12 protein-coding genes are annotated in these 13,692 nt (G+C 57.8%); 5 read left to right on the forward strand and 7 right to left on the reverse strand.

Translation table 11 applies throughout. The features are described 5' to 3' along the window. Window positions 1-139 precede the first annotated feature (139 nt). The 3 genes from ABWQ15_RS06245 to ABWQ15_RS06255 all read right to left on the reverse strand — a co-directional run bounded on the left by ABWQ15_RS06245 (window position 140) and on the right by ABWQ15_RS06255 (window position 2,898). A complete protein-coding gene (locus ABWQ15_RS06245) occupies window positions 140-832 on the reverse strand; it encodes a FadR/GntR family transcriptional regulator (protein ID WP_353907898.1) in 693 nt (230 codons plus the stop codon). 163 nt (window positions 833-995) lie between these two features. Next, a complete protein-coding gene (locus ABWQ15_RS06250; protein ID WP_353907899.1) occupies window positions 996-1,730 on the reverse strand; it encodes an SdpI family protein in 735 nt (244 codons plus the stop codon). A gap of 208 nt (window positions 1,731-1,938) precedes the next feature. Beyond that, window positions 1,939-2,898, reverse strand: coding sequence for a DMT family transporter (locus ABWQ15_RS06255; RefSeq protein WP_353907900.1), 960 nt, complete (start codon window positions 2,896-2,898; stop codon window positions 1,939-1,941). A gap of 113 nt (window positions 2,899-3,011) precedes the next feature. Between ABWQ15_RS06255 and ABWQ15_RS06260 the strand changes: the two genes are divergently transcribed. Both ABWQ15_RS06260 and ABWQ15_RS06265 read left to right on the forward strand, forming a co-directional pair. Beyond that, window positions 3,012-3,638: a DNA-3-methyladenine glycosylase gene (locus tag ABWQ15_RS06260; protein ID WP_353907901.1), complete on the forward strand. Its 627-nt coding sequence runs from the start codon at window positions 3,012-3,014 to the stop codon at window positions 3,636-3,638. A 2-nt stretch (window positions 3,639-3,640) separates the two neighbouring features. After that, a complete protein-coding gene (locus tag ABWQ15_RS06265; protein ID WP_353907902.1) occupies window positions 3,641-4,279 on the forward strand; it encodes an HAD family hydrolase in 639 nt (212 codons plus the stop codon). Between the two features lie 109 nt (window positions 4,280-4,388). Here ABWQ15_RS06265 and ABWQ15_RS06270 read toward each other — a convergent pair whose 3' ends face one another. After that, window positions 4,389-5,267, reverse strand: a complete 879-nt coding sequence (locus ABWQ15_RS06270; RefSeq protein ID WP_353907903.1) for an MBL fold metallo-hydrolase — start codon at window positions 5,265-5,267, stop codon at window positions 4,389-4,391. A gap of 288 nt (window positions 5,268-5,555) precedes the next feature. Here ABWQ15_RS06270 and ABWQ15_RS06275 point away from each other — a divergent pair, with 288 nt between their 5' ends. Further along, window positions 5,556-8,108, forward strand: coding sequence for an ATP-dependent helicase (locus ABWQ15_RS06275; RefSeq protein WP_353907904.1), 2,553 nt, complete (start codon window positions 5,556-5,558; stop codon window positions 8,106-8,108). Window positions 8,109-8,201: 93 nt separating this feature from the next. On the opposite strand, the gene ABWQ15_RS06280 is transcribed toward ABWQ15_RS06275, so the two are convergent. Then, entirely contained in the window at window positions 8,202-9,947 is a 1,746-nt protein-coding gene (locus tag ABWQ15_RS06280; RefSeq protein ID WP_353907905.1) for an Rqc2 family fibronectin-binding protein, read from the reverse strand. A 1-nt stretch (window position 9,948) separates the two neighbouring features. Next, on the reverse strand, window positions 9,949-10,356 hold the full coding sequence (locus tag ABWQ15_RS06285; RefSeq protein WP_353907906.1) for a Mini-ribonuclease 3: 408 nt from the start codon (window positions 10,354-10,356) through the stop codon (window positions 9,949-9,951). Between the two features lie 141 nt (window positions 10,357-10,497). Between ABWQ15_RS06285 and ABWQ15_RS06290 the strand changes: the two genes are divergently transcribed. Then, on the forward strand, window positions 10,498-10,947 hold the full coding sequence (locus ABWQ15_RS06290) for a DUF6323 family protein (RefSeq protein WP_353907907.1): 450 nt from the start codon (window positions 10,498-10,500) through the stop codon (window positions 10,945-10,947). Next, complete coding sequence (locus tag ABWQ15_RS06295; protein ID WP_353907908.1) at window positions 10,937-11,809, forward strand: DUF6179 domain-containing protein; 873 nt, start codon at window positions 10,937-10,939, stop codon at window positions 11,807-11,809. Before ABWQ15_RS06290 ends, ABWQ15_RS06295 begins: the two co-directional genes overlap by 11 nt. A 76-nt stretch (window positions 11,810-11,885) precedes the next feature. Here the strand turns inward: ABWQ15_RS06295 and ABWQ15_RS06300 are convergent, their stop codons facing one another. After that, on the reverse strand, window positions 11,886-13,523 hold the full coding sequence (locus ABWQ15_RS06300; RefSeq protein ID WP_353907909.1) for a GH25 family lysozyme: 1,638 nt from the start codon (window positions 13,521-13,523) through the stop codon (window positions 11,886-11,888). Window positions 13,524-13,692: the final 169 nt, after the last annotated feature.

The raw sequence follows: 13,692 nt of genomic DNA on the forward strand, positions 1-13,692 counted from the left end.
AATGGTATGTTGGTCCTACCATGTAGGTCATAACAACACCATACCATTTCAATCCTCCATAGTCAAGTTCATACATGCGGACTACATGCCAAACTTTTTCCCTATTTATTGTCTAAATGCACAAAGTGTCGAACGTCACTCAATCCCGCTCTGGGAATTTTTCCGAAAACTCCTCAACAATGGCCAGATGGAGGACCATCTCGCGTTTCGCGCGGGCTGCATCTCGATCCATCACCGCCTGATAGATAGCGCGGTGGGAATCCTGAGTCCGTTGTTGATAATCCTGCAAACCAAAGAACCGCCGCCGCACGTCAGCAATCATGCTGTTCACCAGATGGATGGTCGCAGCCAGCATGACATTGTGACTGGCGACAGCCAGCGCGTCGTGAAACTCCACGTCGGTCATGTAGTCGTCCGGCGTGGCCTCCAGATGCTGAATCGCCTCATAGATGGCAGACAGGTCGTCCGCCGTGGCCCGCTGGCAAGCCAGCTCTACAATTGCCACCTCGTTGATACGGCGGAACTCATTAAAATCCCTTTGAGTGTCGGACTGATTGGACACGCGGACAAAAGAAATCGCCTTTTGAATGTAATCCGCATCCCGCACGACTACCTTCCGATTACTCCGGTTTTCTATTGCGCCTAAAAACTCCAAAATGGCGAGGCACTCACGCAGAGAACCACGTCCCACGCCCAGGGTCTCTGCCAAATCACGTTCCGAGGGCAACTCCTCTCCCACCTGAATATGGCCGCTGTCAATGGCGTCAATTAAGGCCTTCATGACAAGCTCCGGAATCTTTGGTGGTGCGTATTGAATCTTCTCCAGCTGCATAGCTGTGCCTCCCTTACTTGGTAATACCATATTACCATTGTCTATTTTGACCGTCAATTAAACTATTTAGAGAAAAAGCGATGCTTTTTTTGGAATACCTGTCAAAAATCCGTTATGAAACGATAAAAGCGCCGTTCCTTTGAACGGCGCTTTCTACAGGTATTCATAGGTCATCCGCATCTGTGCGCCGCGCGGCATAAGCCATAGGGGCCAGCAGCGCCGCCACGATCAGAACGGCGGTGAATACGGTAGAGGTGGAGGTCACCATGACACCGGCGATTACCAGCAGACCCGCCGCCATCCAGACGCGGCTTGCAAGCAGGTGAACAGCTTTCCACGCGGCGGCGCTGTGCTCGATTGAGGAAAAACGCAGGGCGATCCGGGAGTCCCTGGGACAGTCCCACATATGACCGCCCAGCATCATCAAAAGCAGACCCAGAACGCAGGGGGTAACAAAGGGCAGCGTCAGGTCTCCTCCGGAGGACTGCAGAATCATACCGCTGCAAAAGAGAACGGATATTATGGAAAAGCCCCACCTGCCCATCAGCCGGACGGCAGGCTTTGGGATGGTCATGCGCTTCTGGTTCGCCATAAGCTGCCCGTGGGCAATCAGGTCCATCAAGCACATGAACCCCGGCAGGCCAAAGGCCACCACCCAGCGGGGAATGGAGTCGTCCTTTCCGTTGCTGCCGATCAGGCCGCTGGACACAATCTCCGGAATGTCGTTCCACAATCGCGCACCCAGAATCATAGGCAGGGCGCAGGCGATCAGTGTCGCAATCAGCAGCGCCAGTGCCTTTTCTTTTGAGACCTGCCTGCCGAAGAGCTTCGCACCGGCAATCTCCGCCTCCCGCTCCGCTGCGGTCTGTTGGTTTTTCTTTGCTTTTCGATTGCTCATAGTAAAAATAGATCCTCCTTCAAGGCCCCATGTGCCGCAAGCTGCAGCGGGTGCATCATATCATATCTCCGAAGGATTGTAAAGCGAGACTCCGACGCCCCGGTCCTGCCTTTTTCAACGGTAATCGAACACGCCGGCCATGGTGTTTGGCCGGCCCATCCGTAGAAGCAGAGAATCAGAAAACGCAGGCCTCTTGTTCAGATTCTGCTTAGCTTTTTAGAAAAGCCGTCTTTCCGCTCTCCCCTTCTGCCATATCCGGGGCAACCCCTTCCTTCCGCGTCGGAATCTGCGCCAGCACCACTGCTGCCAGCATCAAAATGCAGCCCAAATCCTCTCTGCCGCTCATGCGGTCCCCCAGGAGCAGGGCCCCCGCCAGCGTGGCAAACACGGACTCCAGACTCAGAAGCAATGACACCACCGTGGGATTTGAGTCCCTCTGCGCCAGGATTTGCAGCGTATACGCGACGCCGCTGGAAAAAATGCCAACGTACAGGATGGGCCACGCGCACTGGCGCAGCGCCTCCCACGAGGGCTGCTCCCATGCAAGCATTCCGACGGAGGAAAAAATCGTAAGCATCAAAAACTGTGCGCAGGACAGCTCCACGCCGTCCACCCGCTTCGTGAAATGGTCGATGATCAGAATGTGGGCCGAGAAGCAGAGGGAGCACAAAAAGATATAAAAATCACCCTTGGAAATGGAGAAATCCTCCTGGATACACAGGCAGTATAGCCCAACTACCGCCAGAGTCACACCGGCCCAGACTGTTTTTCCCGCTTTCTTTTTCAAGAAAACGCCCAGAATGGGAACAATCACGATATACAGCGCCGTGATGAAACCCGCTTTTCCTGAGGTGGTGGTCTCAAGGCCTTTTTGCTGAAGATTGGTCCCCAAGGTCAGCACCACGCCGCAGCACAGTCCGCCCAGCAGCAGATCCCTGCGATGATTGGGACGGGGCTTCGCCTGAGCGTGAAAATCCTTTTTTCGCCGGGCGCGGAACGCAATACATAAAATCAGTAAAAATACGAACGCGATAGCCGACCTGGCCGCATTGAAGGTGAATGGCCCCACATAATTCGCACCCACACTCTGCGCCACGAAACCCGTTCCCCAGATGAAGGCCGCCAGCACCGGCAGAACGTTCTGGCGGACGAATTTGGTTTTCTGCATAATACTTGCTCCCACTCTCTAAAAATGATAGAATAGCCGTATCTGCTGACGCAGCGTATTTATCTCTTTACAAAATGCGCCATGAAATTATAGTTTAACATTGAGGTAAGAAAATGGCAAGCTTTTCCCGGGAATATTATATGGGTGACACGGTGGATATCGCCCGCAGTTTGCTGGGCAAGACGCTGGTACGGGTCTATAACGGTCAGCCTCTCGTCTGCCGCATTACGGAGACAGAGGCGTATGTGGGCCGTTGTGACAAGGCCTGCCATGCCTACGGCTATCACCGCACCGCCCGGAACACTGTTATGTTCGGCCCGCCGGGCCACGCCTATATCTACTCCATTTATGGAATGTATCACTGTTTGAACCTTGTAACGGAGCCGGAGGGTGAACCGTCGGCGGTCCTGATTCGCGGGCTGGAGGCTCTCTCCGGTGAGGAGATCATCCGCCGCCTGCGGTTTGGAGATAGGGACGGCGGGAAGTTCAACGCCTATCAGAAGAAAAATTTCCTGAACGGACCGGGCAAGCTCTGTAAAGGTCTATCGCTTACCACCGCAGAAAACGGCTTGGATCTCACGGAAGACGCCCTGTTTCTTTGCGAAAGTCCCAGTGATCTGGGCCTCCCTTGCCCATCCCCTAAGCGGGAGCAAATTTGCGCGGGGCCGCGGGTGGGCATTGATTATGCGGAAGAAGCGAGGGATTTTCCCTGGCGATTCTGGCTGAAAACGGAGGAATAAGAATGTTTTTATTCGATATGGACGGTACGCTGATCGAGTCTAACCGCATCTGGAAGGATGTGGACCGAGAGTTTCTGGCCCGGAGGGGGCTGCCTTACACCCACGCCTATTATGAGGGCGTGTCCCATACCATCATGCCCAAAGCGGCGGTATTCACAAAGGAGTACTGCCATCTCAGCGAGCCCGTCGACGAGATCATCGCGGAGTGGATGGCGCTGGCCGGAAATCTCTATGAGCATGTCCCCATTAAACCCGGCGTCCGGGCATATCTGCGCCAGTGCAAAGCGGAGGGACGGCGGATGGCAGTGGTCACCAGCAGTGTGCCCGCCCACTGCCGCACCGCGCTGGGACATCTGGAGTTGGAAAAGTATTTTGAGCGCATCGTGTTTGCCCACGATCTGGGACTTGAAAAACAAAATCCCGCCATTTGGCTCTACGCCGCGAAGGAATGCGGCGTCCGGTCGGCGGACTGCACGATTTTTGACGACAGCATTGCCGCCTGCAAGGGGGCCCGGGCCGCGAAAATGCGGGTCGTGGGCGTCTACGACAGCTATTTTGCCGCGGACGAGGCGGAGATGCGGGGGTTCTGCGACGTTTATATCAAGAGCTTTGAAGAACTCCTCTATCCGCTGAATAAGTGAACAAACAACCCTTAAGCGATTCGGGCCAATGCACGGGCGGCACGGGAAATCCCGTGCCGCCCGCGGTGAATTTTTAAAAGAACCTGCCGACTTCCGCGGCTATATAAATTCAGGCCCTGCGCCAGAGAAGTTTACACTCTGAGAACTCCGCGGACAGGTCACCCCTGTCGTTCAGGTAGGAGAGGTAAGACCGGATGGTGCTTCCCACCAATACATACTGGTTGAAATCCATGGCCAGCTGATAGTGCTGAAAGACCTTTTGCAAAAGCTCCTCAAAGCAAGCCGGCTCCCTGCAAAGCTCCAACACCAGCTCGCAGATCTCCAGCACCTTGGCCCGATTCAGCTCCGCCAGAGGGCGGATATCCTCCGTGGGCTCGGCATGAGCGGGGATGAAAAGCTTGCCCTCCAGCGTTTCGATCCGATCCAACGTCTGAAGGTATCCCGACACGTCATAGATAAAATTCACATGGTATTTCTCCACGATGTTGGCGCCTGAGAGGCAGTCCGCCAAAAACCACACGCCGTCCGCGGTCCTGAATCCGCACATGTCGAAAAAGTGGCCGGGCAGGGGCAGCATCTCAAGTCCCTCCGGCAAATTTTCCGCCGTCAGCGGCTGACACACGCTGGGCTGAGCCAGCAGAAACTTGTTTCGAAGCTCCTTGCAGGGGTAGCCGCCGTATAAAAACGCCGGTTCCAGAATGGGGTGGGAGGTAATGGCCGCGTCGATCCCCGGGGCGTAGGCAGGGGCGCCCAGCCGGGTCTGGAGCAGGTTATTGCCGCCGTTGTGGTCGGCGTTGGCGTGGGTGTTCAGAATGCAGCGCAGCGTCCAGCCCTGCGCCTCCATAATCTTCTGGACCTTGCGGCCCGCGTCCTTGTCGTTGCCGCTGTCGATCAGAACCGCGTCGGTGTCGCTGAGCTTCCAGACGCCCATCTTGGCGGGGCACTGGATATAATAGGTGCGCTGAGCGACCTGATTCAATTCATACAAAGGAGTCCCTCCTCTTTCGCTCAAATACGATTTGAACATCCGGGTCAGGGTGTTCAATTAGAATTTCCAAGTGGGAACGCACAGCACCCCGCACAGCTTCCCCACCCGCCCATTTTTTCTTTAGCTTAGCACCCCGGTAAAGCAAAGTCAACGAAAAGTCTGAATTTAACATTCGCGGCCCGCCAGGCTGCCTGCTTTGGTTCAGGCGTCGAAAATGAAACCCACGGTTGACCCCGACTTGTTTTTGTCCTAAAATGGTTCTTGAGATTATAGAAAACTGGTGAACATATGACTGATTTCAACAAGCGTTATCTCGCCGCCCGAAAAGCCGTCATCGCAAGGGACTTTCAGCGGCTGAACCCCATGCAGCGGCAGGCCGCCATGACCACCGAGGGCCCTCTCCTGCTACTGGCGGGAGCCGGGTCCGGCAAGACCACCGTCCTCATCCAGCGGGTGTACAACCTTTTGACTTACGGCCGGGGAAGCGACTCCGACGAGGTTCCTGATGGCGCCACAGAGGAGGACCTCCGCTTTCTGGAAAGTCTTTCCGACGACCCGGAGCCGGAGGACCGACGGCGGGCCGCAAGGCTTTGCGCCGTGGACGTTCCAAGGCCCTGGGAGATCATCGCCATCACCTTCACCAACAAGGCTGCGGGCGAGCTGAAGGACCGTCTGGCAGCCCGTCTGGGTCCGGTGGCAAACGACATCTGGGCCTCCACGTTCCACTCCGCCTGTGTCCGCATCCTGCGCCGGGACATCGAGCGGATCGGCTTTCAGAAGGACTTCACCATCTACGACACCGACGACTCCAAGCGGGTACTGAAGGACATCGTCAAGGAGTTGGACTACGACGAAAAGGCTTTTCCGCCCAAGGAGCTGCTTGGTATCATCAGCAAGTCCCGGGACCGCTGTGAAACGCCGGAGGACTTCGCCCGTCAGTATCAGGATTCAGGCGACTGGAAGATGGCCCGCATTGCGAAGGTCTACGCAAAATATGTGGAAAAACTCCATGCCGCCAACGCTCTTGACTTTGACGATATTATCTTCCACACCGTGGAGCTTCTGCAAAAGGACGCGGAGGTGCGGGAGTATTATCAGCACAAGTTCCGCTACGTACTGGTGGACGAGTATCAGGACACCAACCATTTGCAGTATCTTTTGACCTCGCTGCTGGCGGGCGGGCGCAAAAATCTCTGCGTGGTGGGCGACGATGACCAGTCTATCTACCGCTTCCGGGGCGCGAACATCGAGAACATCCTTAATTTTGAAAAGCAGTACACAAACGCCCGTACTATTCGGCTGGAGCAGAATTACCGCTCTACCCAGAACATTCTGGACGCGGCCAACGCCGTCATCAAAAACAATCAGGGCCGGAAGGGCAAGACCCTCTGGACGGACAACGGTGGCGGCGACAAGGTCTCTATCCGAACGAATTACAGCGAGGCGGACGAGGCCAACTTTGTGGTGGGCGACATCCTGATGCAGGTGAACCGAGGTCGGAAGTTCTCCGACTGCGCGGTGCTCTACCGAATGAACGCCCAGTCCAACGCGCTGGAATATGCCCTGCGGCGCAACGGAACGCCCTACAAGGTGGTGGGCGGCACCAAGTTCTATGACCGGGCGGAAGTGAAGGACATGCTGGCCTATCTGTGCGTGCTGAACAATCCGCTGGACGACCTGCGCCTGCGGCGCATCATCAACACGCCGGGGCGCGGCATCGGCGGCACCAGCATGGAAAAAGTCGGTGCCGTTGCGTCCCAGCAAGGGATTTCCATTTACGAGGTCATGCGCAATGCGGACCTGTTTCCGGAGCTGAAAGCCCCGGCGGCAAAGCTTTTAAAATTCGCCGACCTGATCGACGGCCTGCGCCGCTTAGGCGGCACGCTGGCATTGCCGGAGTTTTACGAGGCGGTATGTGACCAAACCGGTTATGTCCGGGCGCTGAAGGAGAAAAACGACATAGAGAGCCGGGGGCGGCTTGAAAACGTGCAGGAATTGAAGTCCAGCATTGCCGGGTTCCTGGAGCACGATCCGGAGGACCCCACCCTGTCCGGCTTTTTGAACGAGATCGCGCTGTATACAGACCTTGACTCTATGGACGGCAGCGACGACTGCGTGACTCTTATGACCATCCACTCCGCAAAGGGCCTTGAGTTCCCCAGCGTCTACGTGGTAGGCATGGAGGACGGCATTTTCCCCGGCATGAATTCCATGTTCGATGAGGACGAGCTGGAAGAGGAGCGGCGGCTGTGCTATGTGGCCATGACCCGAGCCAAGGAGCGCCTGACCCTGACCAATGCCCGCCAGCGTATGCTGTATGGCCGAACCAGCGCCAACCGGCCCTCCCGGTTTTTGGAGGAACTGCCGGAGGAAAATTATGAGTGGTCGGGAAGGCCTGCGGCCCAGGTCTCTCCCTCGGAGGGCAGCGGCGGGAGCTGGGATGGCTTCGGAAGCCCAGCCAACGACTTCGGCGGCGGTTTTTCCGTTGGACAATTGGGCGGCTTCGGCGGCGGTTTTTCCGGCGGACAATCGGGCGGCTTCGGCGGGAACTTCTCCGGCGGTTCGAGTGGAAACCATAGTAGCAACGGCGTCCACACCTATCAGGGCAGCGGTGTGGCTCCCCGTTCCGCGACTAAAAGGCCGACGGCGGTAAAGCCCGCGTCCGAACCTCTGATGCAGGTGGCTCAGGGCGACGCGGTGGAACACACCGCCTTCGGAAAGGGCACTGTTCTGTCCGTGAAGTCCATGGGCGGCGACGCGCTGATCGAAGTGGCCTTTGAGACAAAAGGCACGAAAAAACTGATGCTGAAATCTGCCGGGGCACATATGAAAAAGCTGTAATGCGGGCCGTCCCCCGCCGACTTAAAAAAGAGTTCCGGACCTCCCCGCGGGAGGTCCGGAACTCTTTTTACGAAAACGCGTTTCTGCGTCAGTCTATTTCCCGCTCAGCCGCTTCACGGTCTCCTCCTCGGGCGTGACGTTCACCGTCTCGCAGGTCGTGTAGATCACCATGCCCGGCCTTGCTCCGGCAGGCTTTTTCACGTTTTTTACCTGAGTAAAATCCACCGGCACATTGCCGCTCTCCCTTGCCTGCGAGTACCATGCGGCGATCTTTGCCGCCTCCACGATGCTGCCTTGGTCCGGCGCAGCGCCGCCGGTGCAGAGAATTACGTGGGAACCGTGGATCTTTTGGGTATGGAACCAGAGGTCCCGGCGGTCTGCGTCCCGGGTCAGCTTGTCGTTTTGGCGGTTGTTTCGGCCCACCAGCACTCTGAGTCCCGCCGTGGTACGGAACTCTCTGGGCTTGGCCGGGCGCTGCAAGCCCTTCTTCTCCCGGCCCTTCTGGCGGAGAAAACCGGCATCCTTCAGCTCGGAACGGATATCGTTGAAATCCTGCTCCGTCTCTGCCTCCGCGATCTCCTCCAGCACGCTTTCCAGATATGCGGCGTCCCGCTGGGCAATCTCCATCTGCTCCTTCAGGTACTTTTCGGCGGTCTTCGCCTTGGCGTACCGCTTAAAATACTTTGCGGCATTCTCCTGAGGCGTCAGCAGCGGATCCAGCGGAATCGTGATTTCACGGTTAGCGTCATAATAATTTTCACAGGTCACCTTTCGCTGGCCCCGCTCCATGCGGTAGAGGTTTGCGGTGATCAGCTCGCCGCTGAGGCGCAGGGTGTCCCGATCCTGGGTGGCGGCATAGTCCTTCTCCTGCATAACCAGCTTCCGCCGCAAGCGGTCGCGCGCACCGGAAGCGGTGCGGACAAGATCTGCACCACGCTGGCGGATGCGCTCCTGATGCTCCCGGGACTCGTAGAAATCGTCCATCAGCGCCGAGAAGCTGGGATACGTCCGGCTCTCCACAGTCGCGCCGTATTGGGTAATCGGGAAGCAGGAAAATTCCAGCGGCTTTCCTTCCCGCCAGAGAGAAATCGGTGTAAAGTTATTCACGCTTATAAATGTTTGCAATTCTACGATTTTCTCCCAGAACCTTTGCCTTCCGGCGTCGTCCAGCGAAAAAATGCGGCTGTCAGTCTCCCCTGTTGCCCGGAACGTCAGCTCCCGCGCGATCAGCGGCGAGACGCCGAAAAAGCTATCCAGCAAAAACGCGTCCAGCTGCCGCTCGGGATTGGCGGCGGCAAGTTGGGTGAAAAAAACTTCCTCTGTCGCATCGGACAGATACGCTTTCCCGTGAGCCGGCGGGTACTGGTAAAAAAGCCCCGGCAGAACGGGTCGCTGAGGGGACATCTCCGCGTCCACCCGGCGCAGGCACTCGATCACCCGCCGCTCCCCGTCCAGCAGGATCAGGTTGGAGTGGCGGCCCATGGCCTCCAGCACCAGCGTCCGCCTTCCCGGCTGGCCGAAATCGTCCGTGACGTCCAGCTCCAGCTCCACCAGACGCTCCAGCCCCGGCTGAGCCAGCGCCGCCACCCGCGCCCCCACCAGATGCTTTCGCAAGAGCATACAGAACATGGGCGGCTCCGCCGGATTGTCCCGGAGCTGGCCCGTCAGATGGATGCGGGAATTGCTGGCCCCGGCGTTCAGCAGCAGGCGCAATCCGCCCCGCAGCAGCAAAATGACCTGATCTCTGGCGGGCTGCTGCACCTTGTCGATGCGCACACCCAAAAGCTGCGGGCGCAGCTCTTCCGCCACCGCCTGTAAGCAGACCGCGTCCAGCGCCATCTCAGTTCTCCCCTTCCATCATCACGCCGAACAGCTCACTGACCCGGTCTTTTCGCCCGGACAGATACAGCCAGCCCAGCAGCGCCTCCAGCGCGGTCGCCTCCGCGTACTGGGCGCGGCTGGCGTGGCTGGGAACGGTATGGACGTTGGCATTGCGGCCCCGGCGAAACACCCCGGCCTCCTCCTCCATCAAAAGCGGCAGGATCTTTTCCGCCCGCTTCGCCTGAGACTCGGCGCAGACGATCGCCACGGTGGCGCGGTGCATTCCCTTTCCGGTGGCTTTCCCTCCGGCGCAGAGCCAGGAGCGGACCAGCAGCTCAAACACCGCGTCGCCCACATGGGCCAGGCCAATGCTGCTGACGCAGCGAAGCTGATCGGCGGTCATGTGAATATCAAAATAATCTTCCATCGGCTCTCCTTAACGTAAAAAAGATTTGCAAACGTGCAAATCTTTTGCTTGATTCTGCTATGATATTACCACAAATCGGAGAAAAATTCAAGTCTTGTTCCAAAATCGCTGTGGGTGTATAGAATATACGAGGTGATGAACATGGACCTTGAGCGGATTTTTCTCCCCGCGCAGCTAACCGTGACCGCAGAGGAACTGGCACAGAGCAACCGCGTTTCCCGAAAGTTCGGTTTGGATCTCTCCCCCGCGCAGGCGAACATGCTGGCGTGCAGGCAGGTGGAAGCCCTGCGGGAGACGGGGCGAATCGAATTTGGCGGCGGAATTTTAAAAAAGTTGGCGCTGGCGTTCTGCGACTCCCCCTTCATTCAGCCGGAGGATTGGGCCGACACGCTGGCGCAGCTCCAGATCATTTTCTACGAGCTGAAAAATGAGACCAAAGACCGTCTTGGCGACGACGATCTGATTTTCAGGATGGCAGCGCGGTTCAGCGGCGCCGCCGGCGGGTCTTTGGATGCGCTGGAATCCACGCTGCCGGAGTGGTTCTTCCATCCCGAGGCGGAGCGCGGGTGGGAGGCGGAAGATGAGTTCTGAACTGATCCAGCGACTCCCCGCGCTTTCCGTTGAGGAGGACCTTTTGGCGCAGGAAGCTCTCTGGCGGCTTCTTCGGCGGCAAGCGAGGCTGTACGCACCGGAGAGTTCCTCCCTCCCGGCAGAGACGGCGGCGGCACTGGCGGAGTCTATACGCCTGACTTTGGGGGTGGATCGAGACCCCAGAATACTGCTCTGCGCGGATTTAGAGCAGCGGCTCCGTATGGGGCAGCGGCGGCTCTCTCAAAAAGTGGAGTTGAGCAAACAGCTTTGGCGGACCGCATGTCTGACGATGCCGGAGATAGAAAATCGTTCCCTCACGGATACCCTGCGAAGCATCGGCGGATTTTGGAATCGGTATGACGTTCACTTCTTCGCGCAGGAGGTTCCCTGCGACATGGATTACCAGCTCTCTCAACCTGTGTCGGAAACCTTGCAGGGCGTGAACTATATAAACGAATGGCTTCGCAGACTGTGTCTGGAGCAGGAATTTCTGCGCCGGTTCGATCAGCCATCGGCCCGCGCCGTCGTGGCGCGGAGCTGTCCGGACTATCGGCGGCTGCTGATTAATCTCTTTGAGCCGGTGGCAGTGAATGCGCTGGGGCTTGCCCTGCAGGGAGAAGACCCACGGATTCTCTCCGTCTCCCCGTCCCTGCGGCGCAAATTGGAGGTGCAATTTGCGCACCTGACGGAGGCCGAAAGCAACGCGGCGCTATCTGCCGGTGCGGAATCGCTTTGCGCCTGGCTGGGCATTCAAAACCAGCAGGCCACCCGATACCTGAATGGTCTGGCCCTGGGGCTGCGGCCTCGCCTCCGGGCGGCGCTGGACGCGGGGACGCTGGAATATGTATTCCTTGAGACTTGAGATGCCTCCAAAAGCCATTAAAGGAGGGGCGGCCATTGGCCGCCCCTCCAAATTCCGCACAAAAATGCGGGAGAGCTCAATTCGGAATAAATTGCAGATTGCAGTCCACACTGCTGCTGAGTCCCGCAACGCTTCCCTTGCTGGTAAACTGCCAGTAGTTGGGCCGGTAATAGAGCTGAGGATACAGCGCCGTAGAGTCGGCGGATTTGTACTCCGGGTACCACATGGGATAGTTGGAGAGGACCGACAGGTCGAACTTGTTGTAGGCCACATAATTGCTGGTGTAGACCATGGCCTTGTAGCCCGCCGCCTCGATGGTCTCGCAAAACGTCTTGGCGCACGCGGTGGCCATTGCGGAGCTGGTGCCGTATACCCGGTAGGTGCTGTCGTGCATCTCCCAGTCATAAGCCACCGGGCCGGTGAGCGTCCGACCGCCCAGCAGAGAGATCACGTAGTTGGCCTCCTCAACCGCCTCCGCCACGGTGATGGCCTGGGAGAAGAAGTAAACACCGGTGTCGATACCCGCAGCCATGGCGCCGTCGATATTCTGCGCATAGAATCCGTCGGCGTTCAGTCCGCCGGTGCTGGTGCCCCGGAGGCCGATGCGGACAAAAGCAAACTCCACGCCGTCGTTCTTTGCCGCGTTCCAGTCAATGGTCTTGCTTGTGATCGAGCGGTTTTGATAGGCGGAAACATCGATGCCAAAGCGGGTGGTAAAGTCCGTTCCGCTGTATGTAAGCCGCCGCCCGGAGGCGTCCCAATAGAAGCTTCCGCTGCCGAAGGTATTCACCGGCACGCCCGCGAAATACGGAATCTTTTTTCCGTCCGGCCCGGTAATATAGGTCCAGTTCAAGGCCGGAACATTTTCCGGAGTGGTGGTAGTCGTTCCGGGAACCCCTCCCGGTGTGGAGGCATACTGCTCTACCGGCGCGCTGCCCAGATTGCGAATCGTTCCGCTCAGCGTCACATCCTGCAGCACCACGCCGCCGGTGACACCGGGAGCAATGATGAGGTCACCGCCAATGGTTATGCCCTTCAGCGTTGCGCCGTCCGCGGCATTCACCATCAGCGTCCCCGCAGAGCCGGTGGAGTAGTCCCCGCTCTGCTGGATGAGGGTGTCAATCATGTTGTTCAGCAAATTCACCAGCTCCGCCCGAGTGATGGGCTTCGTGGGCCGGAACAGGTTGTCCGCCCGGACGTCGGTGATATATCCCCGCGCCGCCATGGTGGCGAGATATCCGGCGGCATAGGACTCAATACTCGCCGTGTCGGCATAGGTCAGAGCCGCCGGGGACTCCGGCAGCTTGAACGCCCGGCCTACCATGGTAATGGCCTGCTGGCGGGTGATATTGGCGGTGAGCCGCGCCGCACCGTCAGTGCCTAAGTATACGCCCGCGGCGTGGAGCCTTAAAATCGCGTCCTCCCAATAGGCGCCGCTGGTATCGTTGAAGGTGTTGGAGGCTGAGGTGGTCTGATACTGCAAAAAACGGTTCAGAATCCCCGCAAACGCCCCTCGGGTGATGGGGTCGTCCGGGTGAAATGTGCCGTCCTCATAGCCGTTGAGCACCCCGTACTTCTCGCTCCATTTCTCAATAGCGCTCTCCGCCCAATTTCCAGAGGTATCCGTAAACGCGGCGGCAGCAATCGGCTGCGTCAGCAGCGCCGCGGCCAGCGCCAGTGCGGCGGCGGCACGGAAAACACGAAATTTCGCCATAGGTTCTCCCTTCCAAATCGTCGAAAAATGTCGAGATAATTTCCAAAAAAGGGGCTCCGGGCCAATATTTTTGTCGGCTCAAAGCTATTTTACCGTTTTATGCTGTGCCTCAAGGACGCTTTTCGGTATATAATTCAGGCACAAAATCCATATACTGGTGGCTTTGGAA

The sequence above is a fragment of the Oscillibacter sp. genome (genome assembly GCF_040505565.1).
In the GTDB taxonomy this organism is placed as follows: domain Bacteria; phylum Bacillota; class Clostridia; order Oscillospirales; family Oscillospiraceae; genus Oscillibacter.